The sequence below is a fragment of the Pseudonocardia sp. Ae331_Ps2 genome, assembly GCF_001932405.1.
Classification (GTDB): domain Bacteria; phylum Actinomycetota; class Actinomycetes; order Mycobacteriales; family Pseudonocardiaceae; genus Pseudonocardia.
Genome location: NZ_MCIM01000001.1, coordinates 2,617,715 through 2,642,460 on the forward strand (window position 1 = coordinate 2,617,715; position 24,746 = coordinate 2,642,460).

The 24,746-nt window shown below is 74.4% G+C and carries 28 protein-coding genes and 1 tRNA gene; 8 read left to right on the forward strand and 21 right to left on the reverse strand.

Annotated elements, in window-relative coordinates; translation table 11 throughout:
* Nucleotides 1-22: 22 nt before the first annotated feature.
* From Ae331Ps2_RS12545 to Ae331Ps2_RS12575, 7 genes are all read right to left on the reverse strand, one after another.
* The gene (locus tag Ae331Ps2_RS12545; protein ID WP_020626046.1) at nt 23-685 is read right to left on the reverse strand and encodes a PhoU domain-containing protein; all 663 of its coding nucleotides are present in this window, start codon (nt 683-685) and stop codon (nt 23-25) included.
* A gap of 71 nt (nt 686-756) precedes the next feature.
* Nucleotides 757-957 carry a dodecin domain-containing protein gene (locus tag Ae331Ps2_RS12550; protein WP_075308742.1) on the reverse strand — a complete coding sequence of 67 codons (201 nt, stop codon included), beginning with the start codon at nt 955-957 and terminating at the stop codon, nt 757-759.
* Nucleotides 958-1,055: 98 nt separating this feature from the next.
* Nucleotides 1,056-1,712, reverse strand: coding sequence for a phosphate signaling complex protein PhoU (gene phoU / locus Ae331Ps2_RS12555; protein ID WP_060713545.1), 657 nt, complete (start codon nt 1,710-1,712; stop codon nt 1,056-1,058).
* 98 nt (nt 1,713-1,810) lie between these two features.
* The gene (locus Ae331Ps2_RS12560) at nt 1,811-3,415 is read right to left on the reverse strand and encodes an LCP family protein (RefSeq protein ID WP_139318850.1); all 1,605 of its coding nucleotides are present in this window, start codon (nt 3,413-3,415) and stop codon (nt 1,811-1,813) included.
* Nucleotides 3,416-4,161: 746 nt separating this feature from the next.
* Nucleotides 4,162-5,052, reverse strand: a complete 891-nt coding sequence (locus Ae331Ps2_RS12565; RefSeq protein WP_020625093.1) for a GGDEF domain-containing protein — start codon at nt 5,050-5,052, stop codon at nt 4,162-4,164.
* Nucleotides 5,053-5,208: 156 nt separating this feature from the next.
* The gene (gene dusB, locus Ae331Ps2_RS12570) at nt 5,209-6,330 is read right to left on the reverse strand and encodes a tRNA dihydrouridine synthase DusB (RefSeq protein ID WP_075312469.1); all 1,122 of its coding nucleotides are present in this window, start codon (nt 6,328-6,330) and stop codon (nt 5,209-5,211) included.
* Nucleotides 6,331-6,438: 108 nt separating this feature from the next.
* Entirely contained in the window at nt 6,439-6,990 is a 552-nt protein-coding gene (locus tag Ae331Ps2_RS12575) for a superoxide dismutase family protein (RefSeq protein WP_075308738.1), read from the reverse strand.
* Nucleotides 6,991-7,217: 227 nt separating this feature from the next.
* Here Ae331Ps2_RS12575 and Ae331Ps2_RS12580 point away from each other — a divergent pair.
* A tRNA-Lys gene (locus Ae331Ps2_RS12580) sits at nt 7,218-7,290 on the forward strand.
* Between the two features lie 190 nt (nt 7,291-7,480).
* Here the strand turns inward: Ae331Ps2_RS12580 and Ae331Ps2_RS12585 are convergent.
* The gene (locus Ae331Ps2_RS12585) at nt 7,481-8,020 is read right to left on the reverse strand and encodes a class I SAM-dependent methyltransferase (RefSeq protein ID WP_083695504.1); all 540 of its coding nucleotides are present in this window, start codon (nt 8,018-8,020) and stop codon (nt 7,481-7,483) included.
* Nucleotides 8,021-8,044: 24 nt separating this feature from the next.
* On the reverse strand, nt 8,045-8,869 hold the full coding sequence (locus Ae331Ps2_RS12590) for a transposase family protein (RefSeq protein ID WP_075313495.1): 825 nt from the start codon (nt 8,867-8,869) through the stop codon (nt 8,045-8,047).
* 276 nt (nt 8,870-9,145) lie between these two features.
* Here Ae331Ps2_RS12590 and Ae331Ps2_RS12595 point away from each other — a divergent pair, with 276 nt between their 5' ends.
* Nucleotides 9,146-9,574, forward strand: a complete 429-nt coding sequence (locus Ae331Ps2_RS12595; RefSeq protein ID WP_075329729.1) for a VOC family protein — start codon at nt 9,146-9,148, stop codon at nt 9,572-9,574.
* 663 nt (nt 9,575-10,237) lie between these two features.
* Complete coding sequence (locus tag Ae331Ps2_RS12600) at nt 10,238-11,062, forward strand: transposase family protein (protein WP_075329690.1); 825 nt, start codon at nt 10,238-10,240, stop codon at nt 11,060-11,062.
* A gap of 127 nt (nt 11,063-11,189) precedes the next feature.
* On the opposite strand, the gene Ae331Ps2_RS12605 is transcribed toward Ae331Ps2_RS12600, so the two are convergent.
* From Ae331Ps2_RS12605 to Ae331Ps2_RS12615, 3 genes are all read right to left on the reverse strand, one after another.
* Nucleotides 11,190-11,936: a response regulator transcription factor gene (locus Ae331Ps2_RS12605; RefSeq protein ID WP_075308734.1), complete on the reverse strand. Its 747-nt coding sequence runs from the start codon at nt 11,934-11,936 to the stop codon at nt 11,190-11,192.
* A gap of 317 nt (nt 11,937-12,253) precedes the next feature.
* Nucleotides 12,254-12,679 carry a DUF4383 domain-containing protein gene (locus tag Ae331Ps2_RS12610; protein WP_075308732.1) on the reverse strand — a complete coding sequence of 142 codons (426 nt, stop codon included), beginning with the start codon at nt 12,677-12,679 and terminating at the stop codon, nt 12,254-12,256.
* Nucleotides 12,680-12,781: 102 nt separating this feature from the next.
* On the reverse strand, nt 12,782-13,669 hold the full coding sequence (locus tag Ae331Ps2_RS12615) for a nicotianamine synthase family protein (RefSeq protein ID WP_198932116.1): 888 nt from the start codon (nt 13,667-13,669) through the stop codon (nt 12,782-12,784).
* Between the two features lie 117 nt (nt 13,670-13,786).
* Here Ae331Ps2_RS12615 and Ae331Ps2_RS12620 point away from each other — a divergent pair, with 117 nt between their 5' ends.
* Genes Ae331Ps2_RS12620 through Ae331Ps2_RS12630 form a run of 3 tightly spaced genes read left to right on the forward strand, consistent with a single transcriptional unit; the run spans nt 13,787 to nt 15,411 of the window.
* On the forward strand, nt 13,787-14,116 hold the full coding sequence (locus Ae331Ps2_RS12620) for a multidrug efflux SMR transporter (protein WP_020621476.1): 330 nt from the start codon (nt 13,787-13,789) through the stop codon (nt 14,114-14,116).
* Entirely contained in the window at nt 14,109-14,663 is a 555-nt protein-coding gene (locus Ae331Ps2_RS12625) for a TetR/AcrR family transcriptional regulator (protein WP_075308730.1), read from the forward strand. The genes Ae331Ps2_RS12620 and Ae331Ps2_RS12625 overlap by 8 nt, the downstream gene beginning before the upstream one ends.
* A gap of 28 nt (nt 14,664-14,691) precedes the next feature.
* Nucleotides 14,692-15,411: a metal-dependent transcriptional regulator gene (locus tag Ae331Ps2_RS12630; RefSeq protein WP_075308728.1), complete on the forward strand. Its 720-nt coding sequence runs from the start codon at nt 14,692-14,694 to the stop codon at nt 15,409-15,411.
* Nucleotides 15,412-15,475: 64 nt separating this feature from the next.
* On the opposite strand, the gene Ae331Ps2_RS12635 is transcribed toward Ae331Ps2_RS12630, so the two are convergent.
* The 9 genes from Ae331Ps2_RS12635 to Ae331Ps2_RS12665 form a co-directional block, all read right to left on the reverse strand.
* Nucleotides 15,476-16,021, reverse strand: coding sequence for a Dps family protein (locus Ae331Ps2_RS12635; protein WP_075308726.1), 546 nt, complete (start codon nt 16,019-16,021; stop codon nt 15,476-15,478).
* Nucleotides 16,022-16,055: 34 nt separating this feature from the next.
* Nucleotides 16,056-16,205 carry a hypothetical protein gene (locus Ae331Ps2_RS31970; RefSeq protein WP_158071438.1) on the reverse strand — a complete coding sequence of 50 codons (150 nt, stop codon included), beginning with the start codon at nt 16,203-16,205 and terminating at the stop codon, nt 16,056-16,058.
* 62 nt (nt 16,206-16,267) lie between these two features.
* Nucleotides 16,268-16,630 (reverse strand): STAS domain-containing protein, encoded by a 363-nt coding sequence (locus tag Ae331Ps2_RS12640; RefSeq protein WP_020621471.1) that lies wholly within the window; start codon nt 16,628-16,630, stop codon nt 16,268-16,270.
* The gene (locus Ae331Ps2_RS12645) at nt 16,627-17,757 is read right to left on the reverse strand and encodes a B12-binding domain-containing protein (RefSeq protein WP_020621470.1); all 1,131 of its coding nucleotides are present in this window, start codon (nt 17,755-17,757) and stop codon (nt 16,627-16,629) included. Before Ae331Ps2_RS12645 ends, Ae331Ps2_RS12640 begins: the two co-directional genes overlap by 4 nt.
* On the reverse strand, nt 17,754-18,965 hold the full coding sequence (locus Ae331Ps2_RS12650) for a PP2C family protein-serine/threonine phosphatase (protein WP_337819617.1): 1,212 nt from the start codon (nt 18,963-18,965) through the stop codon (nt 17,754-17,756). Before Ae331Ps2_RS12650 ends, Ae331Ps2_RS12645 begins: the two co-directional genes overlap by 4 nt.
* 237 nt (nt 18,966-19,202) lie before the next feature.
* Nucleotides 19,203-19,403, reverse strand: a complete 201-nt coding sequence (locus Ae331Ps2_RS34250; RefSeq protein WP_337819616.1) for a hypothetical protein — start codon at nt 19,401-19,403, stop codon at nt 19,203-19,205.
* 159 nt (nt 19,404-19,562) lie between these two features.
* Entirely contained in the window at nt 19,563-20,717 is a 1,155-nt protein-coding gene (locus Ae331Ps2_RS12655) for an AI-2E family transporter (protein WP_075308723.1), read from the reverse strand.
* Nucleotides 20,718-20,763: 46 nt separating this feature from the next.
* Nucleotides 20,764-22,308 carry a cell wall metabolism sensor histidine kinase WalK gene (locus tag Ae331Ps2_RS12660; protein ID WP_075308721.1) on the reverse strand — a complete coding sequence of 515 codons (1,545 nt, stop codon included), beginning with the start codon at nt 22,306-22,308 and terminating at the stop codon, nt 20,764-20,766.
* Complete coding sequence (locus Ae331Ps2_RS12665; protein WP_043276796.1) at nt 22,305-23,009, reverse strand: response regulator transcription factor; 705 nt, start codon at nt 23,007-23,009, stop codon at nt 22,305-22,307. The genes Ae331Ps2_RS12660 and Ae331Ps2_RS12665 overlap by 4 nt, the downstream gene beginning before the upstream one ends.
* 136 nt (nt 23,010-23,145) lie before the next feature.
* On the opposite strand from Ae331Ps2_RS12665, the gene Ae331Ps2_RS12670 reads away from it, so the two are divergent.
* Both Ae331Ps2_RS12670 and Ae331Ps2_RS31975 read left to right on the forward strand, forming a co-directional pair.
* Nucleotides 23,146-23,664 (forward strand): CvpA family protein, encoded by a 519-nt coding sequence (locus Ae331Ps2_RS12670; protein ID WP_075308719.1) that lies wholly within the window; start codon nt 23,146-23,148, stop codon nt 23,662-23,664.
* An 86-nt stretch (nt 23,665-23,750) separates the two neighbouring features.
* Nucleotides 23,751-24,449 (forward strand): hypothetical protein, encoded by a 699-nt coding sequence (locus Ae331Ps2_RS31975; protein WP_083695507.1) that lies wholly within the window; start codon nt 23,751-23,753, stop codon nt 24,447-24,449.
* Nucleotides 24,450-24,746: the final 297 nt, after the last annotated feature.

A 24,746-nucleotide genomic window follows, 5' to 3' on the forward strand; every position in this document is an offset into this window, starting at 1 on the left:
GCGTTCGTCGTCGCGGGCCGGGTCAGAGGACCGGGAGCTCGTCCACGGTGCCGCCGGTGACGGCGTAGACGACGTGGTCGGCCAGGTGCACGCAGTGGTCGGCGTAGCGCTCGTGGAAGCGGGCCAGCAGCGCGGCGTGGACGGCGGCCGGCACGCCCGCCGTCCAGTCCGGGCCGAACATCAGCTCGAAGACCTGGCGGTGCAGCGCGTCGACGACGTCGTCGTCCTCGCGCAGCTCGGCGGCGAGGACGACGTTGTGGGTGCGGAGCACCTCGACGGCCTTGTCGCCCATGGCCGCGACCCGGGCGCCGTAGTCGGCGAACAGCGGGTGGGCCTGCTCGGCGAGCACCACGTGGTCCCCGCTCCGGACGACGGTGGCGGCGATGTGCCGGGCCAGGTCGCCCATCCGCTCCAGCTGCTGGGCGCACCGCAGAGCGGTGATCACCGCTCGCAGCGGAGCGGCCATCGGCTGGTGGATGTTCATGGTCTCGACGGCGAGGAGCTCGATCGCGTCGCGGTAACCGTCGATGACGGGATCGCGGGAGACGACCTGCTCGGCGAGCCGGGTCCGGTCGGACAGCAACGCTTCGGACGCGTCGCGGAACGCGGCTGCGACGAGCGGACCCATCTCGTCGAGCATGGACCGGAGCTGCGCGAGGTTGTCGTCGAGCGTCTCCCTGCGCATGGCGACGACCTTAGATCGGAGTTCGCGTCGGCTTCGGCCCGGGACCGGTGAACGCTCGGTGAACGGCGGGGTCAGGCGGCGCGGGCACGCAGGCCGACCCGCAGGCCGACACGGAAGCGCTCGGTGGAGCCGAGGACGGTCGACTGGACCCCGGTCACCTTGAACCACTCGAGGGCGTGTCCGGCGCGGCTCATGGCGTCCCGGATCGCAGCTTCGACGCTCTCGTCCGAGGTCCCGACGACCTCGGTGACGACGCAGCTCGCGTGTTCCATGCAGCAGACGTGCCCCCGGCATCTCACCGTCAAACCCGATCGGTCGACCGTTCGCCGAGTGGGGTGTATCGACTGCCCCGAACGGGCCAACGATGCTCTCAGACGGCGAGGGGACCGGGCATCTGGCCGGTGACGACGTACACGATCCGGCGAGCGACGGCGACGGCGTGGTCGGCGTACCGCTCGTAGAACCGCGCGAGGAGCGCGACGTCGACCGCGGCGGACACCCCGTGGGTCCAGTTGCGGTCCATCAGCACGGTGAACATGTGCTGGTGGATGTCGTCGACGGCGTCGTCGTCGGCCTCGAGCTCGTTCGCCGCGTCGAGGTCCCGGGTTCGGATGACCCGCCCGGCCTTCTCCGCGAGCTCGACGCCGACCCGGCCCATCTCGGCGAAGTAGGACTTCACCTCGTCGGGCAGCACGGACTGCGGGTGCCTGCGACGGGCGGCCTGGGCGACGTGCAGGGCGAGGTCACCCATGCGCTCGATGTCACCGGCACCGTGGATCGCGGCGACGACGACCCGCAGGTCGGTCGCGACCGGCGCCTGCAGCGCGAGCAGGCCGAAGGCCCGGTGCTCTGCGGCGGCACGGACGTCGTCGATCTTGACGTCCTCGGAGATGACCTGCTCGGCGAGCTGGAGGTCGGCCTCGAGCAGTGCGGTCGTGGCGCGCGCCATGGCACGTGCGACGTCGTCGCACATGTCTGCCAGGCCGGAGGCCAGCTCGTCCAGCTGCTCCTGATAGGTGTCGCGCATGTCCCGAGCCTAGGCCCCCGAGCGGCAACGTTCAGCCGCGGCGGGTGAACCCGCCGTGAACGCTGGACGACATACCCCGTTCGGGGGATACGGGCGGTTCAGTCGCAGTCGGCGTCGTCGGAGGGGACGGCCTGCACCGGAGCCGCATCACCGGCACCGACGACGAGCTCCAGCACCCGGCTCGCGGTCGGGTCCGGGACGGGGCGGGCACCCGGCAGCGCCTCCACGAGGGTGCCCGCGGCGTCGGTGTTGTCGGGGGAGTAGCGGACCTGCGCGCCCGGTGCGGCCGTTCCGGGGGTGACGCTGCCGATCTCGTAGCCGCGGTCGCGCAGGTCCGCGGCGATCCGGTCGACGGCACCGGGGCGACCGGTCGCGTCGACCAGGTTCACGACGGTGCCCGGCCCCGGAGCACCCGCGGAGCGGGAGGCCGGCGCTGTCGCGCTCTCGGGCAGCGGTCCGTGCTCGCGCAGCGCGGAGAACAGCGCGCGTGCCTCGGAGCGGCGCAGCTCCAGCTGGCCCCGGGTGTTCGGGGCGTCGCTGACCGGGACGGACAGGAACAGCGGGGCTTCCCCGTCGCCCGCGGCACCCGACCGGGCGAGTCCGCGGGCGAGGGTGAGGATCTCGCCGGCGTCGACCCCGTCCGCCGACAGCGCCGACGACACCCCCGCCGCGGAGCGGCCCGGCGCACCAGGGGTCAGCAGCGAGGTGGTCGAGAGCGCATCGCCCAGCGCCGCGGCGAGCACGCGTTGCTGGCGCCGGACCCGGTTGGCCGGGGAGCTGTCCGCGGTGCCCGCGGCGGAGGCGAAGCGGACCGCGGTGGCCCCATCGAGCTCCACGGTGCCCGAGCCCTCCACGACCGGGCCGAGCACCGGGTCCACGACCGGGCGCTCGGTGCAGACCTCGATCCCGCCGACGGCGTCGACGAGCTCCGGGGTCCCGGCCAGGTCGAGTGCGACGAAACCGCTCACCGGCATGCCGGTGAGCTGCTGGACGACGCCGACGCTGCAGGCGGGGCCGCCGACGTCGTAGGCGGTGGCGAAGGCGGTCCGGGACTCCGCGGGCACGGTGTCGCCGTAGGTGCCGGTCGCGGCGTCGAAGCGCCGGCACGGCGGCCGGGAGACCTCCAGCGTCGCGGGGATCGACAGGGTGACGGCCGGTCCACCGCCCGCGGGCCGGTGGACCAGCACTGCCGTGTCGGTGCGCGCGGACTCCGCGGTGCTCGCGCGGTCGGCCTGCAGACCCAGCACCAGGACGTTCTGGTCATCGGCCTGGGTGTCGGCATCGAGGATCGCGTCGGTGTCCGGGGCGAGGGCGACGACGTCGCGGACACCGGCGTGGACCTCGCTGCGCCCGGCGAACCCGAAGGCGGTGGTGACCAGGACGAGCACCGCGGCCGCCGCCGCGCCGATCCGCAGCGCACGGGCGCGGGGGTCGGGCCGGGCCGGTGGCGGGGTGCCTGCCGGTTCCGGCTCCGCGGAGCCGGGGACGGCCTCGTCCGGCGCGGCCTCCTCCGCCGTGGAGGCGTCCGTGGCGGGCGGGTCGTCCCGGTAGCGACGACGGCGGCGGCGCGGCACCAGCGCGTCGACGACCTCGGTGACGCGCGAGTCCGCGGCGCCGCGGCGTGCGGGGCGGGACGGCGCCGCGCCCGCCCCGGCCCGTCCGGCCTCCGCGGTGGCGGCGACCCCGGTGCTCCCGGTGGCCACTCCGCTCCCGGAGCCCGGGCGCGCTGTGGCGGCCGGGGTCGCCCGGGTTCCCGGGCCGGTTCCGGTGGTCGGGGTGGCGGGACGCGCGGTCTCCGGCGCCTCCGCGGGGGTGCGGGCGGGCCGGGTGCCGGCGCCACCGGGAGCGATGGGCGCCGGCGGGCGCGGGGCGCCGCCCGGGGGTGGCACCGGGGTGGGACGCGACGGGGCGGGCGCGGCGCCGTCACGCGGACGTGGACGCTGCGGCGCGGGCGGCTCACCGGGACGGCGCGGTACGGGACCGCCGCGCACGCGTCGCACGCCGGTCGGGGGGACCGGCCCCGGCGGGGCGTCGGCAGGTCGCGGCTGCGGCTGCGACGGGTGTGCGCCGGTCGCCGGGCGCGGCTGTGGCCCGGACGGATGCGGCCCGGAGCCGGGGCGCGGCTGGGCCCCGGAGGGCTGGGCTGAGGACGGCTGGGCCCCGGACGGCTGGGCCCCGGACGGGTGCGCACCGGGGCGCCGCTGCGGGCCCGACGGGTGCGCCCCGGGTGGCGGGACGGGCGGTCCGGGAGGGCCCTGCGGTGCGGGGGGCGCGGGCGGGCCCGCGTCGTCCGGGCGCCGACGCGTACGCCGGGACCGGCGCACCTCGTCGTCGCCGTCCTGCACCGGGCCTCCTCGTCGCGACCGCCGGAGCGGACGCGCGTGACGGGGCGCGGGGTGGGGGGCGCGCCCTTCCGGATCGTGCGGCCGCGGGGACCGCACGGCCGATCTTATTCGGCTCGGACCGACGCGGGTGGCGCGGGGCGCGACGCGCCCTGCTCCGGTTGGGGGATCGACCTGCGTCCGGCTGCCGCCCCGGCCAAGGTCACCCGGCCGTCGGCGTCGCGGTGGGCGACGGCGTTCCGTCCCGCCTGCTTGGCCGTGTAGAGGAGCACGTCGGCCTCGGTGACGAGGGCCTCGACGTCGTCGTCGCCCGGACGGGACCGGGCGACGCCGATGCTGATCGTCATCCGCAGGTCGGGGTGCAGGTCGGTCCAGTCGTGCGCGGCGACGCGCTCGCGGGCGGTCTCGCAGGCCGCGACGCCCTCCTCGGCGGTCAGCCCGGGCAGCACCAGCGCGAACTCCTCGCCGCCGTAGCGGGCGCAGAACGCGCCGGGCGGCAGGGCCCGGCCGAGCTCCAGCACCATCCGCTGCAGGACCCGGTCCCCGAACGGGTGCCCGTGGGTGTCGTTGACCAGTTTGAAGTGGTCGATGTCGGCGAGCGCCAGGCAGACGGGCAGGTCGGTGCCCGCGGCGAGCAGGTCGATCAGCCGCTCGTCGAGGTAACGGCGGTTGTACGACGCCGTCAGGCTGTCGCGGCGGCTCTGCTCCCGGGCCTCGGCGTGCTCGCGGCGGAGCCGGTCGAGCTCGTCGGCCGGGCTCGGCGCGCTGAGGCCGTGCAGGAGCCGGACGGCCTCGCGCAGGTGCAGGTAGGCCTGCTCGTAGCGGTGGTGCTCGGCGAGCCGCTCGGCGGCCGCGGTGTGCAGGGCCGCGCGGGCCGCGGGTGAGGCGGGGGCGAGGTCGTCGTCGTCCGGGGCGTCGGGCCCCTGGGCGGGCGGCGTCGGGCCGACGCGGCGGGCGGACCGCACGAGCCTGCGCACCGTCCATGCGGTGTCGGTCATGATCCACCTCCCCGTCGTCGTGCCGTTCCGGCGCCACTGGGACTGTTCATCGGTGACACCCCTGGGACGCTTGAGGCGTACGGGGTCGTCGGCACCCGTTCGGCGCCGTGGTTCCCCCGGGTCGGGGTAACGCGTTTCGCCCCGGGGTCGCCGCGATCAACCTCCGGAGTGCTCCACGTCCGCCCCGAAGGGGATCGACGGGTCGTCCGGGTCGTCGAGCCAGTGCTCGGGCAGCACGACGCGACCGGGTGAGCCCTGACGCCCCCGCGGCCCGTCGGCCTCGGCCGGGAACGGCTCGTCCGGGTCCAGCCCGGACAGCAGCTCGTCGAGGTGGTCGATCGACTCCACCATGCCGAGGCTGCGCCGCAGCTCCGGGCCGACCGGGAAGCCCTTGAGGTACCACGCGATGTGCTTGCGGACGTCGCGGATGCCCTTGTGGTCGCCCATGTGCTCGCACAGCAGGACGGCGTGCCGGCGCAGCGTCGCCGCGACCTGGCCGAGGTTCGGGGGTGCCGGCAGCTCGCGGCCGGCGAACGCGGCCTCCAGGTCCCCGAACAGCCACGGCCGCCCCAGGCAGCCCCGGCCGACCACGACGCCGTCGCAGCCGGTCCGGGCGACCATGTCCAGCGCGTCCTGCGCGGAGAAGATGTCGCCGTTGCCCAGCACCGGGACGTGCGCCGGGACGGCGTCGCGCAGCCGGGCGATCTCGTCCCAGTCCGCCGTGCCCGAGTAGCGCTGCGCGGCGGTGCGCGCGTGCAGCGCGACGGCGACCGCACCCTCGTCCACGGCGATCCGCGCGGCCTCGAGGTGGGTGTGGTGCTCGTCGTCGATGCCGATCCGCATCTTGACGGTGACCGGTCGGTCGCCGGCGCCGGCGACCGCGGCCCGCACGATCCGCCGGAACAGCTCCCGCTTGAACGGCAGTGCCGCCCCGCCGCCCTTCCGGGTGACCTTGGGGACCGGGCAGCCGAAGTTCATGTCGATGTGGTCGGCGAGGTCGCGCTCGACGATCATCTCCGCGGCCCGCTGCATCGACGCCGGGTCGACGCCGTACAGCTGCATCGAGCGGGGGTGCTCGTCCGCGTCGAAGGCGATCATGCGGAACGTCAGCGGGTTCTTCTCGACCAGCCCGCGAGCGGTGATCATCTCGCAGACGTAGTAGCCGGCGCCCTGCTCGCGGCACAGGCGACGGAACCCGGGGTTGGTGATGCCGGCCATCGGCGCGAGCACCACGGGGGTGTCGACCTCGAACGGGCCGATGCGCAACGGCGGCAGCACGCGGTCACGGCGGGCGGGGGTGTCCGTCCGCGCGTCGCGGACGCTGTCCAACACGGTCACGCCTACCAGTGTCCCAGGCGCGCGGACGGGCGCCGACCTCGGCGTCGCTCAGAAGTCGACGGTGACGCAGGCGGGGCGTCCGCCCGCGGTGCCCGCGTGCCCGGCGTGGGAGGCGGTCGGCTTCTCGTGCAGGACGACGGACTCCGCCCGCCGGTCGTCCGGGAAGACCCACGGGACGGTGGCGGTCGACTCGCCTGCGCCGTTCGCGTCGGTGGTGACGTCGAGCCAGATCTCGTTCATCGGGTTGGCGTAGGACGGGTCGACGCTCGGTGTCACCGGGTCCTCGGAGAACTGGTAGTGCGGCCCCGCGTCGGCACCGGAGGCCGCGGTGCAGGGCCGCGTGTGCGCGTGCGCGCCATAGGTCCGGTTCGGCAGCAGCCCGGTCACCCGGAGGGTGGCGACGGTGGCACCGTCCTGCTCGGCGTGGGTGACCGCGACGGTCGAACCGACCGGGACGAGCGCCGGGTCGTAGGTGAACGCGGGCCCCTCGCCGCCCTGGGCGAAACTCGCGGACACCTGGGGCTCCGCGGCCGGTGGCTGCCCGCCGCTGCAGGCGGTGAGCAGGAGCGCGGTCATGAGCAGGAGCACGGGACGCTTCATGATCGTCAGTGTCGGAGATGTGAGGTTTCGGGGCGCGTCGTCGTGGGCCGGTTCGCCCGGACGGGTGTCGTGGTCGGGAAGGGGCCTCACGGGGCGCTCGACGCCCGTCGACCGTTCGTCCTCACGATCCTGTGCGACATGGGGTGTGGAGCGCGGGCGGCGATGCTCACGGACTGTAGGATTTCCTCAGGTTCCGCCGGGCGAGCACGGGGCGCGGGGGAGGGCCGGGGCCTCTAGCTCAATCGGCAGAGCAGCGGACTTTTAATCCGCGGGTTCGGGGTTCGATCCCCCGGGGGCCCACACAATCCGCAGGTCTCAGAGTCGCCCGAGCTGGTCACTGATCTTCCTGACAGTGACGTGCGAGTCGTCAAGGCGCCGCCTTCGGCAGCGCGGGGCCGGCCACGCCGGTCCCGCCGTCCGACCCTCTACCTCCGGCCCCGGGCGTGGCCGTCGGTGCCGGTTACCCGGCCGCGAGCCGCTGCGGCTGCCCTTACGCGAGGCTGCGAGCAGGGCGCCGGGCTCGGACGAAGAGGAAGACGGGGGCCGTTCGAAGTGTCGTTCTCAGTCCCTCGGGCAGTGGAGCATCAGCAACCGGCTGTGGCTCCTCGACAGCGTCGACGATGTAGCCCGCGTCCAGAAGCGGCCCGAAGATCGCTGAAACCGGGCGCCGGTACAGCGTGGCGGTGACCTCCTGGCCGTCCAGGTCCCACGTCTCGTGGACTTGCTCGGTCCGGTGGTAGTCGGCCTTGTCGCACAGCGCCCAGCCGTTGATCGGGTGGTGAACAGAGAACAGCAGTGCGCCACCGGGAGCCAGGCAGCGGCTGAGTTCGGCCAGTAACGGACGCCAGTCGGGAAGGTAGTGGAGCACGAGCGAAGCGATCACGAGGTCGATTGAGCCAGTCCCTACGCTGTCCAACGGCTCTTCGAGGTCCGCCACGGAGACTGTGGCCTGCCCGCTCGTTCGCTGCCGCGCCAGCTCGACAAGGCGTGGCTCTCGGTCCAGGGCGATCACGGCGGCGCCGCGCTCAATGAGGTGTTCTCAGTAGCGGGTTGATCATGTCGTGCGGTCGTACTCGGTGTGGAGTAGTACGAGCGCAGCTGCGGTGATCGCGCCGGTGCGCCAGGGACATAGCGTGACTCGCCGCAACGCGGCGAAGGTGGTCTTGAGCAGGGCGTTTCCGCGTTCGGTCAGAGCACGAAGGGCTGAGTGCAGGGTGTTGACGGTGCGCTGGTTGACCGTCTGCCCGCGGCCGGGGGCGGGTTTGATGGGCACGGTGAGCCGGTCGGCTTCGCCTTCGTAGCCGAGGTCGCCCAGCGCGGCGTGGGTGTCGTCGGTGAACGCGGCCAGGCCCTCGAGCAGCCCGGGGTGGGTACGGGCGCAGCGGGTGTCGTGCTCGCGGCCCGGCCGCACGTCGCTGGTCCATAGCGGCCATCCATCAGGTGCGGTGAGGACCTGGATGTTCCCGCCGTGGCGGCGGTGCTTGCCCGACCACCACAGGTCGACCCCGGGGGTGAGGCCGAGCGCGCGGCACCGGTCGGTGGCGATCAGGGTGCCGTCGAGATTCACGTGGGTGTGCCCGGCTGTGCGGGCGGCGAGCAGGGCTCCGTGCAGGCCGGGTGCGGCCGCGGCGAGGACGTCGATGCCTTCGTGCAGGTAACGGTAGGCCGTTGCAGTGCTGATCGCGTTGTCACCGGCCAAACATCGGACCCGGGTAGCATCACAGAACCAGCGGATCACCAGCACTGCCTGGGCGAACGGGGTCAACGCCCGCCGCCGGGTGCCACGTCGACGGCGTTGAAGGACCAGGAGCCGCGCCAGATAGGCCACGGTGCGCTCCCCGATCGGGAGGACAGCGGTGTAGGTGACAGGATCAGACATGCAGGACCTCGGTGACGGTGTCGATCTGTGCTGGACCGAACCGATCTACCGGGGTCCTGCCCCGTTCCCGCTCATCTCACCACCCTCGGCGTGTCGCCACGACCTGCCACCCCGCTACTGAGAACACCTCACTGTCTGAAAGATCAGTCATCAGCTCAGGCACTCGAAGATCGGCATGACCCAGGACTGCTACCGCGGACGTCGCTCAACGGGTCGGCGGCCGGCAGGGGTCTTAAAAGGATTGTTCGGCAACCCGAAGAGCGAGCAGGAGAGCTGATGTCTCACGTTCTGGGCCGGCTGGTCGCCGTCACTCTCGACTGCCCCGATCCGCACGAACTGGCCGAGTTCTACCGACATGTCCTCGGCGGACAGCTCCGCGCATCCAACGAGGACTTCGTCGTGCTCATCTGCGACGGCACAACACGCCTGGACTTCCAGCGCGTCCCTCACCACCGCCCCAGCCGGTGGCCGGACGGCCAGATTCTCCGAGCGCATCTGGACATTGCAGTCGACGATCTCGATCACGCTGAGCGGCGGCTGTCCGCACTGGGCGCCGTCCCTGCGACCGTCCAGCCCGACCCCGCACGGTTCCGGGTCCTGATCGACCCCGCCGGACATCCGTTCTGCATCGCCACATCGGCCGCAGCATCGACCCCACCGACAGCACCGAGCACGAAAAGTGACCCAAGAATCCCTCGATCTTGATCGGCACAGATCGGCGACGCTGTGAACTGGGGATTCCAACCCCCGGCCTGGTGGTCGTTCAGGGTCGGCTCCGGCCCTTGTCAGGTCATTTCGTGTCCCAGAAGCGTCCCACGCGGGGGCTTTCCCCCACGCGCACGGCCTGCTGGTGATGTCCTCGCGGCGCGGGTTCACCCCAGCCGGGCCGAGGGGTGGGATGAGGAGAGGTGGGGTGCAAAGTACGGGTTCGAGCCTTGCGCCCCACCCTTCGGTCTGGCTGCCGTCTCGGCGCGCCATGAGGTGGTCACCAGCCCTGCCGCACTTCCCTGATCTCCGAGCGGTGTCGAGTTCGGGCGGAGCCCGGCCGCCGGAGGCGACGGATCTACAGAGAACTGCCATATCCGCTCTGGCCTGCGATGGAGCCCCGGTCCCGTGGTCTGCGTCCGTGCATAGTCCGTGACGGTCGCTCTATGCTCCCGCACGGCCGGGTTCTGGTGGTGATCTCCTCACGGCGCGGGCTCGTCCCTGCCGGGCCGAGGGGTGGGGTGCAAGGTATTGAGGTGTTCTCAGTAGCGGGGTGGCAGGTCGTGGCGACACGCCGAGGGTGGTGAGATGAGCGGGAACGGGGCAGGACCCCGGTAGATCGGTTCGGTCCAGCACAGATCGACACCGTCACCGAGGTCCTGCATGTCTGATCCTGTCACCTACACCGCTGTCCTCCCGATCGGGGAGCGCACCGTGGCCTATCTGGCGCGGCTCCTGGTCCTTCAACGCCGTCGACGTGGCACCCGGCGGCGGGCGTTGACCCCGTTCGCCCAGGCAGTGCTGGTGATCCGCTGGTTCTGTGATGCTACCCGGGTCCGATGTTTGGCCGGTGACAACGCGATCAGCACTGCAACGGCCTACCGTTACCTGCACGAAGGCATCGACGTCCTCGCCGCGGCCGCACCCGGCCTGCACGGAGCCCTGCTCGCCGCCCGCACAGCCGGGCACACCCACGTGAATCTCGACGGCACCCTGATCGCCACCGACCGGTGCCGCGCGCTCGGCCTCACCCCCGGGGTCGACCTGTGGTGGTCGGGCAAGCACCGCCGCCACGGCGGGAACATCCAGGTCCTCACCGCACCTGATGGATGGCCGCTATGGACCAGCGACGTGCGGCCGGGCCGCGAGCACGACACCCGCTGCGCCCGTACCCACCCCGGGCTGCTCGAGGGCCTGGCCGCGTTCACCGACGACACCCACGCCGCGCTGGGCGACCTCGGCTACGAAGGCGAAGCCGACCGGCTCACCGTGCCCATCAAACCCGCCCCCGGCCGCGGGCAGACGGTCAACCAGCGCACCGTCAACACCCTGCACTCAGCCCTTCGTGCTCTGGCCGAACGCGGAAACGCCCTGCTCAAGACCACCTTCGCCGCGTTGCGGCGAGTCACGCTATGTCCCTGGCGCACCGGCGCGATCACCGCAGCTGCGCTCGTACTACTCCACACCGAGTACGACCGCACGACATGATCAACCCGCTACTGAGAACACCTCAGTGGCAGTCGATCCAGTGGCAGTCGATCCAGTGGCAGTCGGTCCAGCGGCAGTCGGTCCAGCGGCAGTCGGTCCAGCACGGACCGCATCCTGCCGCGCACGCTCACCCGCCGCGGCCCGACACCGGGACGACGCCCGGCAGCGCGGCGTCCGGTCCGGCGTCGCCGATCTTGTACCCGGCGCCGCGCACGGTCAGCACGAGGACGGGCCGGTCCGGGTCGAGCTCGACCTTGCGCCGCAGCCGTCGCACGTGGACGTCCAGCAGCCGGGTGTCGCCGTGGTACTCGTAGCCCCACACCCGCGACAGCAGCTCGTCGCGGGTCACGATCCGCCCGCCCGCCGCGGCGAGCTCGGCGAACAGCCGGAACTCGGTGCGGGTCAGGTGCACCGGGACGCCGTCGCGGAGCACGGTGCCCTCGTCCGGGCGCAGCTCCACGTCCCCGACGGTGATCCGGCGTGGTGCCGCCGGTGCCGGACGCCGGCGACGCAGCAGCGCCCGGATGCGGGCGGCCAGCTCCCCGGCCACCAGCGGCTTGGTCACGTAGTCGTCGGCGCCCGCCTCCAGCCCGGCGATGACGTCGGCGGAGTCCGAGCGCGCGGTCACCATGATGATGGGCAGGTCACCGGTCTCCCGCAGCCGCCGGCAGACCGTGAGGCCGTCGATGCCGGGCAACATGAGGTCCAGCAGCACCACGTCGACGTCCGGCCGGGCGGCACTGACCAGGGCCTGCTCGCCGGTGTGCACCGCCTCGACGTCGACGCCCTCGTCGCCCAGGGCGAGACCGAGGGCACGCCCGATCCGGACGTCGTCGTCGACCAGCAGCACCCGGGTCCGGCCGTGTTCGCTCATGATGACGGCGATTCCACCGGATCCGGGCCGGTCCCGTCGACTCGGGCGCCGGGCCGGAGACGATCGTCAGGCGATCGCAAGCCGGACGGGTGCGTGACGGCGGCGCCGCAGCGCCAGCAGGTCTGCGGCGGCCCGCCGTCGCCGGTGGGGGAGGGCATCGCCCCGCAGTCCGTGCATAGCCGGTCCAGCCAGCACACCGGGTCGCCGACCTCGGCCTCGTGGCCGTGGTCGGGGTGTCGTCCGGTGACCGGGGTCCCGGCGGACGGTGTGTCGGACACACCGCCATCGGACCACGGGGGTCACGCCCCGTCCAGGTATCAGGCCGCGGCGGCTCCGCGGCGGGGCGGGCGCACCACGGGGCGGCCACGCAGCAGCGTCGCGCAACCGATCATCGCGACGGCGACGACCACCAGGGCCGCACCCACGACGTCCGGGGCGACGGCGGCGCTCAGCAGCGCGATGACGCCGCCGGCCGCGAGCAGCACCCGCGACGCGACACGGGAGCGCGCGCAGACCAGTCCGGCCAGCCCGGTGGCCAGGTGCAGAACGTTCTGCAGCACCGACACCGGCAGCAGCCCGGCGAGCACCGCGGTGCCGCCACCGGGCAGCACGGCGAGTTCGCCCGAGGTCACTCCCGGGACGAATCCCAGGGCTCCGACCAGCAGGAACGCCACGGCGAACGCCGCCGCGACCGGCTGTACCGGGGTGAAGGGCCGGGAGAACCCGCCCGTCGTGCGCATCATCGACCCGACCTCCTCGGTCCGTCGTCCTCCGGCGCGCCGCTGCGCCCTGTCGGACGGCGGTTGCCCGGCCGGACCCGCTCCCAACCCCGGGAGCGACGCACCTCACGTGGCGGCGCGGGCCACCAGGACGGAGTTGACGACGTCGGTGCGCGGGTGCACCTCGAGGAGCACGTCGAGCGCGGGCAGGTCGGCCGGGACGATCTCGGGGTAGAGCAGCGTCCGCAGCCCCGCGGCGGACCGGACGAGCAGGGTCGCGTCCGGGCCGGTCGCCGTGACCAGCCGGGCGGTGATCGCGGCCTTGGCATCGGCGTCGGCACCGACGAGTGCCCCGACGAGCACGAGGTCGGCCCGGCCCAGCTCGTCGGCGAGGGCGGGGGACAGCCGCGGATCGTCGAGGTCGGCGACCAGACTGCGGACCCGCCCGTCGGTCCCGAGGGCGGCGGCGACCGCGTCCCCCGCGGCGGCGGCAGCCCGGTCCCGGTCGACGTGCAGCACCTGCGCGTCGTGCTCGGTGGCCAGCACCAGACCGGTCAGGGGCAGCGGCCCCGACCCGAGCACGACGACGCGGCGCGGCGCCGGCAGGCCGACGGCGGTCAGCGCGGCGAGCTCCAGCCGGACGAGGTCGTGATAGTTGCCCAGGTAGGGGAACCGTTCCAGCTCGGCCCGGGCGTCGGGGGCGGCGGCGATCCGGTTCGCCCAGTGGCTCTCCATGTGGCCCTCGCCGGTCGCGGCGAGGGTCCGCAGGGCGTCCAAGTGCGGGGCGACCCGCGCCAGGACGCCCTCGGTACAGCCCGCGGGCGGAAAACAACAGAGCCCGACGAGCTCGCCGAACGCGTCGTCGGTGTCCGGGGCGGGCCGCAGGTCGGTGCGCTCCAGTCGTCGTCGCAGGGCCACGAGGCGGGACGCGACGTCGGCGACGGAGCCGTCGTCGCGCGGACGGCGGGGTGCGGGGAAACCGGGCGCGGTCGTCCGACTGCTCTGCGTGGTCACGATGATCCACCGTAAGCCAATGACAATCATGTCGGGCTCGTTCGTCCGGGTGGCAGAAAACCTGAGCGATCGCTCTACAATGTGGCCGGTAACGGACGGATGGGGAGGAGCCCGGCGATGTGGGGATGGCTCGCGCTCGCGATCGGCGCCGAGGTCACCGGAACGGTGGCGCTGCGGTTCTCGCAGGGTTTCAGCAGGCTGGTGCCGTCGATGATCACGGTGGTCGGCTACGGGCTGGCGTTCTGGTCGCTGTCCCAGGCGCTCGGCCGCGGGATGTCGCTCGGGGTCGCCTACGGCACCTGGGCCGCGGCGGGGGTGGCGCTCGTCGCCCTGATCGGGGTGTTCTTCCTCGGTGAGTCGCTGACCTGGGTCCAGCTCGGCGGGATCGGGCTGGTGATCGCCGGGGTGCTCGCCCTGGAGCTGGGTGGTGCGACCTCGCATGCCTGATCCGGCGGGACCGGACACCCCCGGGGGCGACGGCCGCCGCCGTCGGGGGGACCGGCGCCGTCGCGAGCTGGTCGAGGCCACGCTGCGGCTGGTCGGCGCGGGTGGGGTCGCCGCGGTCAGCCAGCGGGCGGTCGCGGCGGAGGCGGGGGTGCCGCCCAGCGCGGTCTTCTACTACCACCCCAGCGTCGACGCGCTGCTGGTCGCGACCCTCACCGCGGTGAACGACCGCTGGATCGCCCGGCTCGACGCGGTCACGACCCCCGACGACCTCGTCGCGCTCGTCGAGGACTGCGCCCGTCAGGAGCGGGTCACCGCGATCGCCGAGTACGAGCTGTTCCTGTTGGCCGCGCGGCGCCCGGACCTGCGCGGAGAGCTGGACCGCTGGGACGCCGCGCTCGACGCGGCCGCCGCCCGGCTCCTCCCCGACGACGCCGACCGGCGCGCCCTGCTGGCCGCCGCGGTCAACGGGCTGACCCTCGGCGGGGCGCTCGGCTCGCCGGTCGACGCCGGTCTGCTGGCCCGGCTCTGCGCGGCCGGAACCGCCTGAGTCCCCCGCGCCGGGATACCGTGGTGGCATGAGCGCCGAGCGCCTCTCGGAGTCCGTGGAGAACTACCTGAAGACCATCTTCCTGCTCTCGGAGCGGTGGGAGGGGTCGGTCGGGGTCTCCGCGCTGGCCGAGCGGCTGCAGGTCTCGTCGCCGTCGGCGTCGGGGATGGTGCGCAAGCTCGTCGACGCCGGGCTGGTCGACCACGCCCGCTACGCCGGGATCACCCTCACCCCGGCCGGGCGGGCCTCCGCGCTGGCCGTGGTGCGCAGGCACCGGCTGCTGGAGATGTTCCTGGTCACCGAGCTGGACCTGGCGTGGGACGAGGTCCACGAGGAGGCGGAGGCGCTCGAGCACGCGGTCTCCGACCGGTTGCTCGACCGGATCGACAGCCGGCTCGGGCATCCCCGGTTCGACCCGCACGGCGATCCCATCCCGGCGAGCGACGGCACGATGCCGGTGGTCCACGCCCGCCGGCTGCCGGACCTGCGCTACGGCGAGGGCGGCACCCTGGTCCGCGTCGACGACACCGACCCCGAGGTGCTCCGCTTCCTCGACGCGCACGACGTGCGCCTCGGCGACCGGGTCGACCTGCTGACCCGCAAGCCCTTCGAAGGGCCGTTCGTGGTGCGGCTGCGCCGTGACCGCGAACAGACCTGTCCCGCACCGGCCGAGGTCGAGCACGAGTGGGGCCCGACGCTGGCGATGGCCCTGTGGGTGGGCGCCGTCGAGGGGGCCGGCTCGGGCTGAGCACGACGGAGGCCCGGCCCCGCACGACGGCGGGACCGGGCCTCGGGATCGAGCGGCGGGAAGGTCAGCGCGCGGCGTCGGCCGCGCCCGCCTCACCGTTGCTGCCCTGCGTGTTCAGCGAACCGTCGGCGTTCTCCAGGTGCGCCCGGACGAACCACTGGTACTGCTCCAGCTCGCCCGCCTGGGCGATGAGCATGTCCTCGGTCACCGGGTCGAGCGCGCCGACCTTCTCGATCTGGGTGCGGTGGTCGGAGATGACCCCGGTGCAGACGACGTCGAGCGCGCCGAGGTGGGCGATCGCCTGGTCGCGGCCGATCGAGTAGTCGTCCCAGGTGCGGTCCCTGACCAGAGCGCCGGGGGTGCCGTTCGGCGAGCCGCCGAGGGTCGCGATGCGCTCGGCGACGTCGTCGACGAACCCGCGGACCGCGTCCACCTGCGGGTCGAGCATCTCGTGCACCGCGATGAAGTTCGGGCCGATCACGTTCCAGTGCACGTGCTTGAGCGTGAGCTGGAGGTCGTTCAGGGCGTGCAGGCGGTGCTGCAGGATGTCGACGACCTGCTCGGCGTCGCCGCGCTCGAGGCCGGGGACGGTGTAACGGATCGTGGCCATGGTCTGTGCAGTCCTTCCGTAACGGGTGCGTTGCTCAGGACGCCGCAGTGCGGGGGTCGTCGTCCTCGACGGGCTGGGCGGCGAGATGGACGCCGTCGCCGTCGGGGGTCTCGTCGACCGGGGTGTCGCTCTGCTCGGTCGGGACCGGGTTCTCGTCGTGCTGGTCCTTCTCCGGCGTCGTCATGACAGGCGGGTACCCGGTCGGCGGGATTTCATGTCCGCCGTCGCCACGCCGGCCGAGGCGGCTCAGGTGTCGAGCTTCTGCTCCCGCGCCGACCCGCCGGCGCCGGTGAGGTGCTCCAGGGTGCTGGTGACGCGCAGCAGCCGCTCCAGCGCACCGGAGCGGTTGTCCAGGTGCAGCGCGACCCCCGCGGCGTGGGTCCGCCTGCGGACCATCAGCAGCGACGACAGGCCGTAGGAGTCGCAGTACTCGATCCCGGCGCAGTCGATCCGCAGTTCGCGGATACCGGGCCGCTCGTCCAGCAGGGCGGCGACGGCGTCGGCCAGGGCGTCGGAGGTGGCGTAGTCGAGGTCACCGTCCGGCGCGACCGTCACGACGTCGGGCGCGGGGCTGGTCCAGGTGAGGGACAGCTCTCGCGGGGCGCTCATGCGGGCCTTCCGGTTCGGTGCAGGGTCACGGCGTCGGGGTCTGTGTCGGTGCCGGAGCCCTCGGTGACGGCGACGGTCGGGACGGGGGAGCCCGGGCCGCGGGTGAGCGCCGCGGACGCGGCCGCGTGCCGCAGCAGCGCCGCCGCCCGGGTGAAGTCGCGCAGCTCGTCGCCGAGCAGGTCCAGGACCGGGCGCAGGACGGCCACCGGGACCGACCGGGCCTCGAGCACCTCGGCGGTCCAGCCGAGGAACTGCTCGAACAGTTCGGCGTCGCCGGTGTAGAGGGCGACGGCGAGGAAGTCGACCACGTGCCGGACGTCCTCGGCGGTGTGCCGGCGCTGGTCGTCGTCGTAGTCGGCCATCGCCGGGACACGCTCGGGCAGGCGGTCCAGCACCGCGGCGACCAGCCGCGGCGCACCACGGGTGACCAGCGTGTACTCCTGGTCGGACAGGTGCGGCAGGTCGTCGAGCGGCTGGGCGTGCGGGTGCGCCGGGGCGGGCAGCCCGTCGGCGAGGGTCCGTGCGGCGGCCCGTGCGTCCGGGGCCCAGGCGTCGGCGCCGAGCAGCCGGGCGTAGCGGCCGTCCGGCCCGAACGCCCCGCCACCGACGATCACCGGGACGCCTGCGGCCTGGCAGGCCGTGATGGTGGCGTGCGCGGTCGGCAGCCGGGTCGCGATCGACGACGACAGCGCCACCGCGTCCGGGCCGGTGCGGTGCAGGTGGGTGACCAGGTGCGCCGCGGGGACCTGCGCACCCAGGTAGTCGACACTGAACCCGCGCAGCCGCAGCACCTCGGCCAGCAGCCGGGCGGGCAGCGCGTGCCACTCGCCGTCGACGCAGGCGACGGTGATCCGGCCCAGGTCGCCGCGGCGACGCCCGCTGGACAGCGCCAGGGTGCTGATCACACGCTCGTTGATCGCGGTCGCGGCGTGCTCCTGGGCCACGGAGATGCGGTTGGCCGCCCACTCGCGCCCCACCCGCCGCTGTACCGCGCCGATCACCTCGAGCAGCACCGTCTCGGCCTCCAGGCCGTCGCGCAGCGCGTCCACGACGACGTCGACCGCGGTGTACTCGTCGCTGCGCAGCACCGCGTCCCACAGCAGGTCGGTGTAGCGCCCGGCCGTCATGCGGTGTACCTGCCCCGGCTCGAACCACCCACCGCGGTGAGGTGCCGGCCGCGCGGCGCGGTGACCGCGAGGAGGGCCATGTCGTCGTGGGCGTTGCGCCCCACCCACTCGGTGGCGAGCATCTGCACCCGCTCGACGACGGCCTCGGCCGGCATCCCGGCGCACTCGGCCGCCGCGCGACGCAGGCGCTCCTCGCCGAACTGCTCGCGGCCCAGCGGGCCGCCCTGGGCCTCGGTGATGCCGTCGGTGTACAGCAGACAGGTCTCGCCGGGCGCGAGCCGGGTCTCCCGCGTCGACGCGTGGACCTCGGGCAGCGCCCCGATCAGCGTGCCGAGCGTCGCCGCGTCCTCGACGCGGCCGTCGGCGCGGATGATCATCGGCGGCGGGTGGCCCGCGCAGGTCAGGCGCAGCCGGACGTCCGCCCCGGCGCGCGACACCGACGCCAGCACCAGCGTCACGAAACGGGCGTGGTCGTCGGACAGCAGCGCGTTGTTGAGCAGGCGCAGCAGCCGCAGGTGGTCGTCGGCCATCGGCAGCAGCGCGTGCACCGCGCTGCGGATCTTGCCGGTGAGCACGGCGGCCTCCAGGCCCTTGCCGCACACGTCCCCCAGCACGGCGAGGGTCTCCTCGGCCCCGTCCACGCCGGAGTGCACGTCGTAGAAGTCCCCGCCGACCCGCTCGGAGTCCTGCGCCGGCCGGTAGCCGCCGGCGTACTCGACGCCGCAGACGTGCTGCAGCGACGGCGGCAGCAGCTCGCGCATGAGGACCTCGGTGATCGAGGCCTGCTGGGCGAACATGCGGGCCGCGGACATCGCGAGTCCCGACCGGGCGGCGAACTCGCGGGCGGTCGCCTCCTCGCCCTCGCTGAACGGCCCGGTGTCGGCGCGGCGCAGGAGCACGATGGCGCCGGCCGGGATGCCGTGCCCCGGCAGCGGGGTGACGACGATCGAGCCGACGTCGCCGAACCCCTCCGGTGTCACCCAGGCGGGAGCGACGGCGGGGTCGATCCAGCGCGAGGGCACCGGCGGGTAGCCCTGCAGTGCCTCGGCCAGGCCGGGGACCTCGTCCGGGTCGACGTGCAGCATCCGGTGCCGCAGCGGGCCGCCGCCGACGGCGTCGACGACCTCGAACTGCCCGCGGGTGCCCGGGGTCATCACGAGCGCCCCGTCGGCCAGCCGGGTCACGGCGAGCTGGGCGGTGACCTCCATGCAGCGACGGAGGTTCAGCGAGCCCAGCAGCGCGGCCGAGGCCTCGGACAGGAACGCGGCGCGGGCCTGCTCCAGGTGCAGCTCGTCGCGGATCGACCGGACGTCGGTGACGTCGAACAGCCACCAGGTGACCGAGCCGTCCTCGTGCCGGACGGGCTGTGCCTCCAGCGCGCGGCCGTCGACGACGTCGGAGAACGCCCGGGGGACGCTCTGGTCGCCGCCGCCCGCGGTCGCCAGCTACGGGGCGACCCGGGACACCGGGTCCCCGACGCGGACCCGGGGCAGCAGCGGGCGTGCGGCGTCGTTGGCCTGCAGCACGGTCCCGTCGGTCCCGACGGTGAGTGCGGCACAGGGGGCGTTGGTCCAGCGCCGATCGACCACGGCCGGCGCGTCCGGAAGTACGGTCGCGTCGCCGGTCGTCGGCTCCAGTTCGGTCACATCAACTCCTGGCCCGGTGCGGGCCGCTTGTCGGCGCCCGGGGAGACCCGGGACGCGGAACGGCCCCACCGTACCCCTTATCCCCCCTGCGCCCCTCCGTGGCGCGCAGCCCGCACCGGCACCCGAGTCCCGGGAGGGGCGAATCGGCAGGGGCGCAGATCAGACCGGGCCGGGGAGCGCGGCCGGTCCGGGGCCCTCGCCGCGCAGCGGCCGCGCCGACCGCGGGTCCAACGGGTCGACGGTGCCCGCGTCGCGCAGCGTCCCGTCGCCGGGCCGGCGCAGTGAGCGGACCCCGGCGTCGGCGAGGGTCACCAGCGGCACCGCGAGCAGCGCTCCGGGGACCCCGCCGACGATCAGACCGGCGCTGATCGGCAGCACCACCGCGAGCGGGTGCAGCCGCACCGACCGGCCCAGCAGCAACGGCTGCAGGATGTAGCCCTCGACGTTCTGCACGATCAGGAGCAGACCGATCACGAGCAGCGCGTCCACCCAACCGCCGGAGGCGAGCGCGACCAGCACCGCCACGATCCCGGTCACGACCGCGCCGACGGTCGGGACGAACGCGCCGAAGAAGATCAGCGTCGCCAGCGGGACGACCAGCGGGACCCCGATCAGCCACAGGCCGACCGCGGCGGTCACCGCGTCGACCGCGGCGACGACGACCGTCGCCCGGGTGTAACCGACCAGCGACGCGAACGCCCGCCGGCCCGCGACGTCGGCCCGGCGGCGCACGTGCTGCGGCACCGCACCGAGGACGAACCGCCAGATCCGCGCTCCGTCGTGGATCAGGAAGATCAGCACGAACAGCATGAGCAGGGTCTCGGCGGCCAGCTCGCCCGCGGTGCCCAGGGCGCCGATCACGTTGTTCGCCAGCGCGGCCTGGTTGCGTTGCAGCGTGTCGAGCACCGATTGGAAGACGGCCGCGAGCTGGGTGTCGTCGAGCCGGAACGGCGGGCCGGCCAGCCGGTCCCGCAGTGCGACGACGGTCTCCCCGATGCTCGCCGACAGGCTCGGCAGCCCGTCGAGGAACGCCGCGACCGCCCACCACAGCACCCCGACCGCCACCGCCAGCCCGCCCGCGACGACGACGCCCGTCGCGACGCCGCGGGGCACCAGCGGCACCCGGTTCACGACCCGGGCCACCGGCGCGAGCAGCGCGGTCAGGATCAGCGCGAGCACCACCGGTACGACGAGCACCGCGAGCTGCGCGATCAGCCACAGCACGACGGCGACGGCGGTCGCGACGAGCAGACCGCGCCAGGCCAGGCTCGACGCGGTGACCAGACCCCGGGGGATCCGCGGTTCCTCGGTCACCGCGGCCTCCTGGAGCGGGTGTCGTCGGGCTGGCGCTTGCGTGACGTCACGACGGTAGTCCGCCGCCCTCGTCCGGGCCCGTCACGGGCAGGGTGAGGACGAAGGTGGCGCCGTCGTCGTCGGGCGGGCAGGTGAGGTCGCCGCCGTGCGCGCGGGCGAGGCCGCGGGCGATCGCCAGGCCGAGCCCGGCGCCCCCGCTGTCCCGGTCGCGGGCGTCCTGCAGCCGGACGAGCCGGTCGAAGACGCGCTCGCGGTCGCCGTCGGCGATCGGGGTGCCGGTGTTGCGCACCGAGACCGAGACGGTCCCGGCCGCCGGGTCGGCCCGGGTGACGACGTCGATCCGTCCGCCGGCGGGGGTGTGCCTGCGGGCGTTGTCGAGCAGGTTGGCGAGGATGCGCGACACCGCCTGCGGGTCGGCGCGCACCGTGGCGGGCTCCCCGCGGCCGTCGACGGTCAGGCCGGGCGCGAGCACCGCGGCCCGTTCGGTCTCGGCGCGGGCGATCCCGGCGACGTCGACCTCCCGGGGCGCCACCGCGGTGCCGCCGTCGATGCGGGCGAGGTCGAGCATGTCGGTGACCAACCGCCCGGCCCGGCGCGTCTCGCCGAGCAGCAGCTCCAGGCGTCGGGCCCGCCGCGCGGGGTCGGCGTCGAGCCCGGACCGCTCCAGCGTCTCGGCGACGGCGGTGATCCCGGACAGCGGCGTCCGCAGCTCGTGCGCGGCGTCGGCGAGGAACACCCGGGTCCGCTCGGCCTCCTCCCGGGAGCGCCGCTCGGCGTCGGTGAGGGCGTCGAGCATGCCGTCTATCGCCGCGGCCGCGGTGCCGAGGTCGGTGTGCGGGCGGTCGGGCCGCAGGCGTGCGTCGCGTTCGCCGGCGGTGATCCGCCCGGCGAGCGCGGTCATCCGGTCCAGGGGACGCAGCGCGGTCCGCACGACGAACGACACCGCCCCGAGGGCGACGAGCAGGGTCAGCAGCACCGACCCGGCCAGCACCGCGCGCAGGCCGTTGCGGACCTGGGTGACGTCGGCGGCGTCGGCGACGAGCTCGACCTCCGCCCCGTCGGTGGCGTCGAGGGTCACGGTGCGGCTGCCGATGTCCGGCGGGACGGGTGGGCGCCCGCCCGGGACCGGGGCGGCCGGCACGACGGCGGGGTCGTCGGTGTGCTCGTCCCCGGCGTGGTCGGTGGTGTCGCCCCCTGTGTCGTCGCCCCCGGTGCGGTCCCCATCGGGGCCGCGGTCCCGGCGACCGCCGGGCGGCGGGGTGCCGGGTGGGCTCAGGCCGGGGTCGCCCGTGACCTTCCCGTCGGCGGTGGTCACCTTGATCCGGATCTGCTGCCCGGAGAGGCTGGTGACCAGCTCCTCCGGGGTGGCGCCCGCGGCGATCAGCTGCTGGGCCTGCACCACCCGGTCCCGCAGTTCGGAGTCCAGATCGGACTCCAGACGGGCCCCGAGCAGCACGTCGACGAGCACCACCACCAGGACCAGCAGCACCGCCACCACCCCGAGCACCGCGGCGGTGACCCGGCGGCGCAGCGACGGCGTCGCGGTGCGGGCCCGTGCTGTGGGGCGGGCCGGCGCGGCGGCGGAGCTCATGCCGGTCCGCGCAGCGAGTAGCCGAGGCCCCGCACGGTGTGCAGCAGCCGGGGACCGTGGGCCTCCAGCTTGCGACGCAGCGCCGACACGTGGACCTCGACGAGGTTGGGGTCGTAGGCGTCGTAGCCCCAGACCGACCGCAGGATCTGCGCCTTGGACACGGTGCGTCCGCGCTGCTCGGCGAGGTAGGTGAGCAGCCGCAGCTCGGTCGCGGACAGCTCCAGCACCGTCCCCCCGCGGGCGGCGACGGCGGCGTCCGGGTCGAGGACGAGGTCGCCCACCTGTACCGCGGACGGCAGCCTGCCCCGGCGACGCAGCACCGCCGCGACCCGGGCGATGAGTTCGTCGAGCGCGAACGGCTTGAGGACGTAGTCGTCGGCGCCGGCGTCGAGCCCGCGGAGCCGGTCGGCCAGCGCGTCGCGCGCGGTGAGCATGACGATCCCGGCGTCGCCGTGCCCGCGCACGACGTCGATCAGCTCGAATCCGTCGCGCCCGCCGGGGAGCATCACGTCCAGGACGACGAGGTCCGGCCGGAACGCGGCGAGCCGCTCCTCGAACGCGACGCCGTCGACGACGCCCTCGGCCACGTGCCCGGCGTCGGCCAGCGCGTCCACGACGGACTCGCGGATGGCGTCGGAGTCCTCGAGCACCAGGACCCGGGTCGTGGGGCCACGGCTGTCGTCGTCCTGGCGTGTGCTCACCGGACAAGGGTGCGCCGTGAGGCTGAGGGGGAGCTGAAGGACCCGCCGGATTCAGGTCCGTCTCAGGTGCCGCGGGCACTGTCGAGCCGGACACCGAGACGACGGGCCACCCGGCCCGCGGCACGGAGAGGAAGAGATGACCCTGCTCGACGTGATCGTCCTGATCATCGTGCTGGCCGCCGCGATCGGCGGGTTCCGCCGCCTCGGCGGCGTGGCCCGCGCCGGGCGCCTGCTCGGCCTCGTGGTCGGCGCCGGCCTCGGCGCCGCCTGGGGCTCGAACCTGGCCCGCTACGGGGACACCCCCGACTCGGCCTGGCTGTGGGGCCTGGCCGGGGTGATAGCAGGCCTGCTGCTGGGCTCGCTGGTCGGCGGGTTCCTCGGCGGACTGGTCAGCCGGGTGCTCGCCCGCGGCAAGCTGTCCTTCCTGGACCGCGTCGTCGGCGCCGTCACCGGCGCCGTGACCGCCCTCCTGGTGATCTGGCTGGTCTCGTGGGTGGTCCCCGCGGTCGTGAGCGCCGAGGCACTCGCCCCGGTGACGACGGTCGTGCAGTCCCAGGGCGGCAGCCGGGTCGTCGACTCGGTGTCCGAGCTGCTGCCCGCGACGACGTCCGCCGCCCGCGACGTCGTCGACGCCGCGCGGCCTCCCGCCGGCTGATCCCACCCGACTCCCAGCGGTCCGTCGTCCGGCGGTCCGCACCCGCCGCTGCCCTGATCCGGGCCCGGCACGTTCCGAGGAGAACCATGAACGACGAGAACCGCACCCCCGGCGACGACGACCGCCCCACCGACCGGCAGCCCCCGGTCCCCGCCGACGAGACCCCCACCACCCGGACCCCGACCCCGCACGTCGGCGACGACGCGCACGGGGAGGAGCCGGTGGCCGCCGCCTCCGACGCGGGTGCCCCTCCGCGACGACGCCGGTTCGCCGCCCTGCGACGCCGTTCCGCGCTGCCCGTGGTCGCGGCCGGCGTGATCGGCCTGGTCGTCGGGGCCACCGCGAGCGGGCTGATCGTCGGGACCGCGTTCGCCGGTCCGGGCGACCGCCCCGACCGGACGGCCATCGCCGCCGACGACCGTGGCCCTGGTGGCCCTGGTGGCCCTGGTGGCCCTGGTGGCCCTGGTGGCCCTGGTGGGCAGGGTGGCCCCGGTGGTCCCCGTGGGGAGGGCGGCGGTCCGGGCCGCGGGCCCGACGGTGCCGGCCCGGGCGGTCCCGGCGGTCCCAGTGCCTGCGGTCCGGCCGGTGGACCGGGTCGTGACGGCGGAGCACCGCCCGCGCCGCAGGCCGGTGCTCCGGTGCCGCCCGTCCCGGCAGCACCGGGTGCCACGGCCCCGGGTCAGGGCCGCGCCCCTGCCCCCGCGGCACCCGCTGCTCCGGGCGCGCCCGCTGTTCCCTCGGCACCCGGAGCGCCCGCTGTTCCCGCGGCACCTGCCGCTCCGTGACCCCGGGCGCGCGGTGGCGCCGACCGGTGTCACCCGCACGGGAAAGGAAAGGGAGTGCTCCTCGTCGGATCGCGTCGCGCATTCGCCCCCGACGCGCTGCAGGATCCGACGAGGAGCACTCGACGGACCAACGCGCCGGAACGGGCACGGATACCCCCCTGATGCGGTGAAGACGCCGCGCCGGAGACCACCATCGGTCGTCCTCGCAGGTCAGACGGGTCGTCCCCCTGTCGTCGTGACGACAAATCCATGGGCCGTGCGAGCCACCGCGCATCGATCGCGCCGAACCGAGAGACC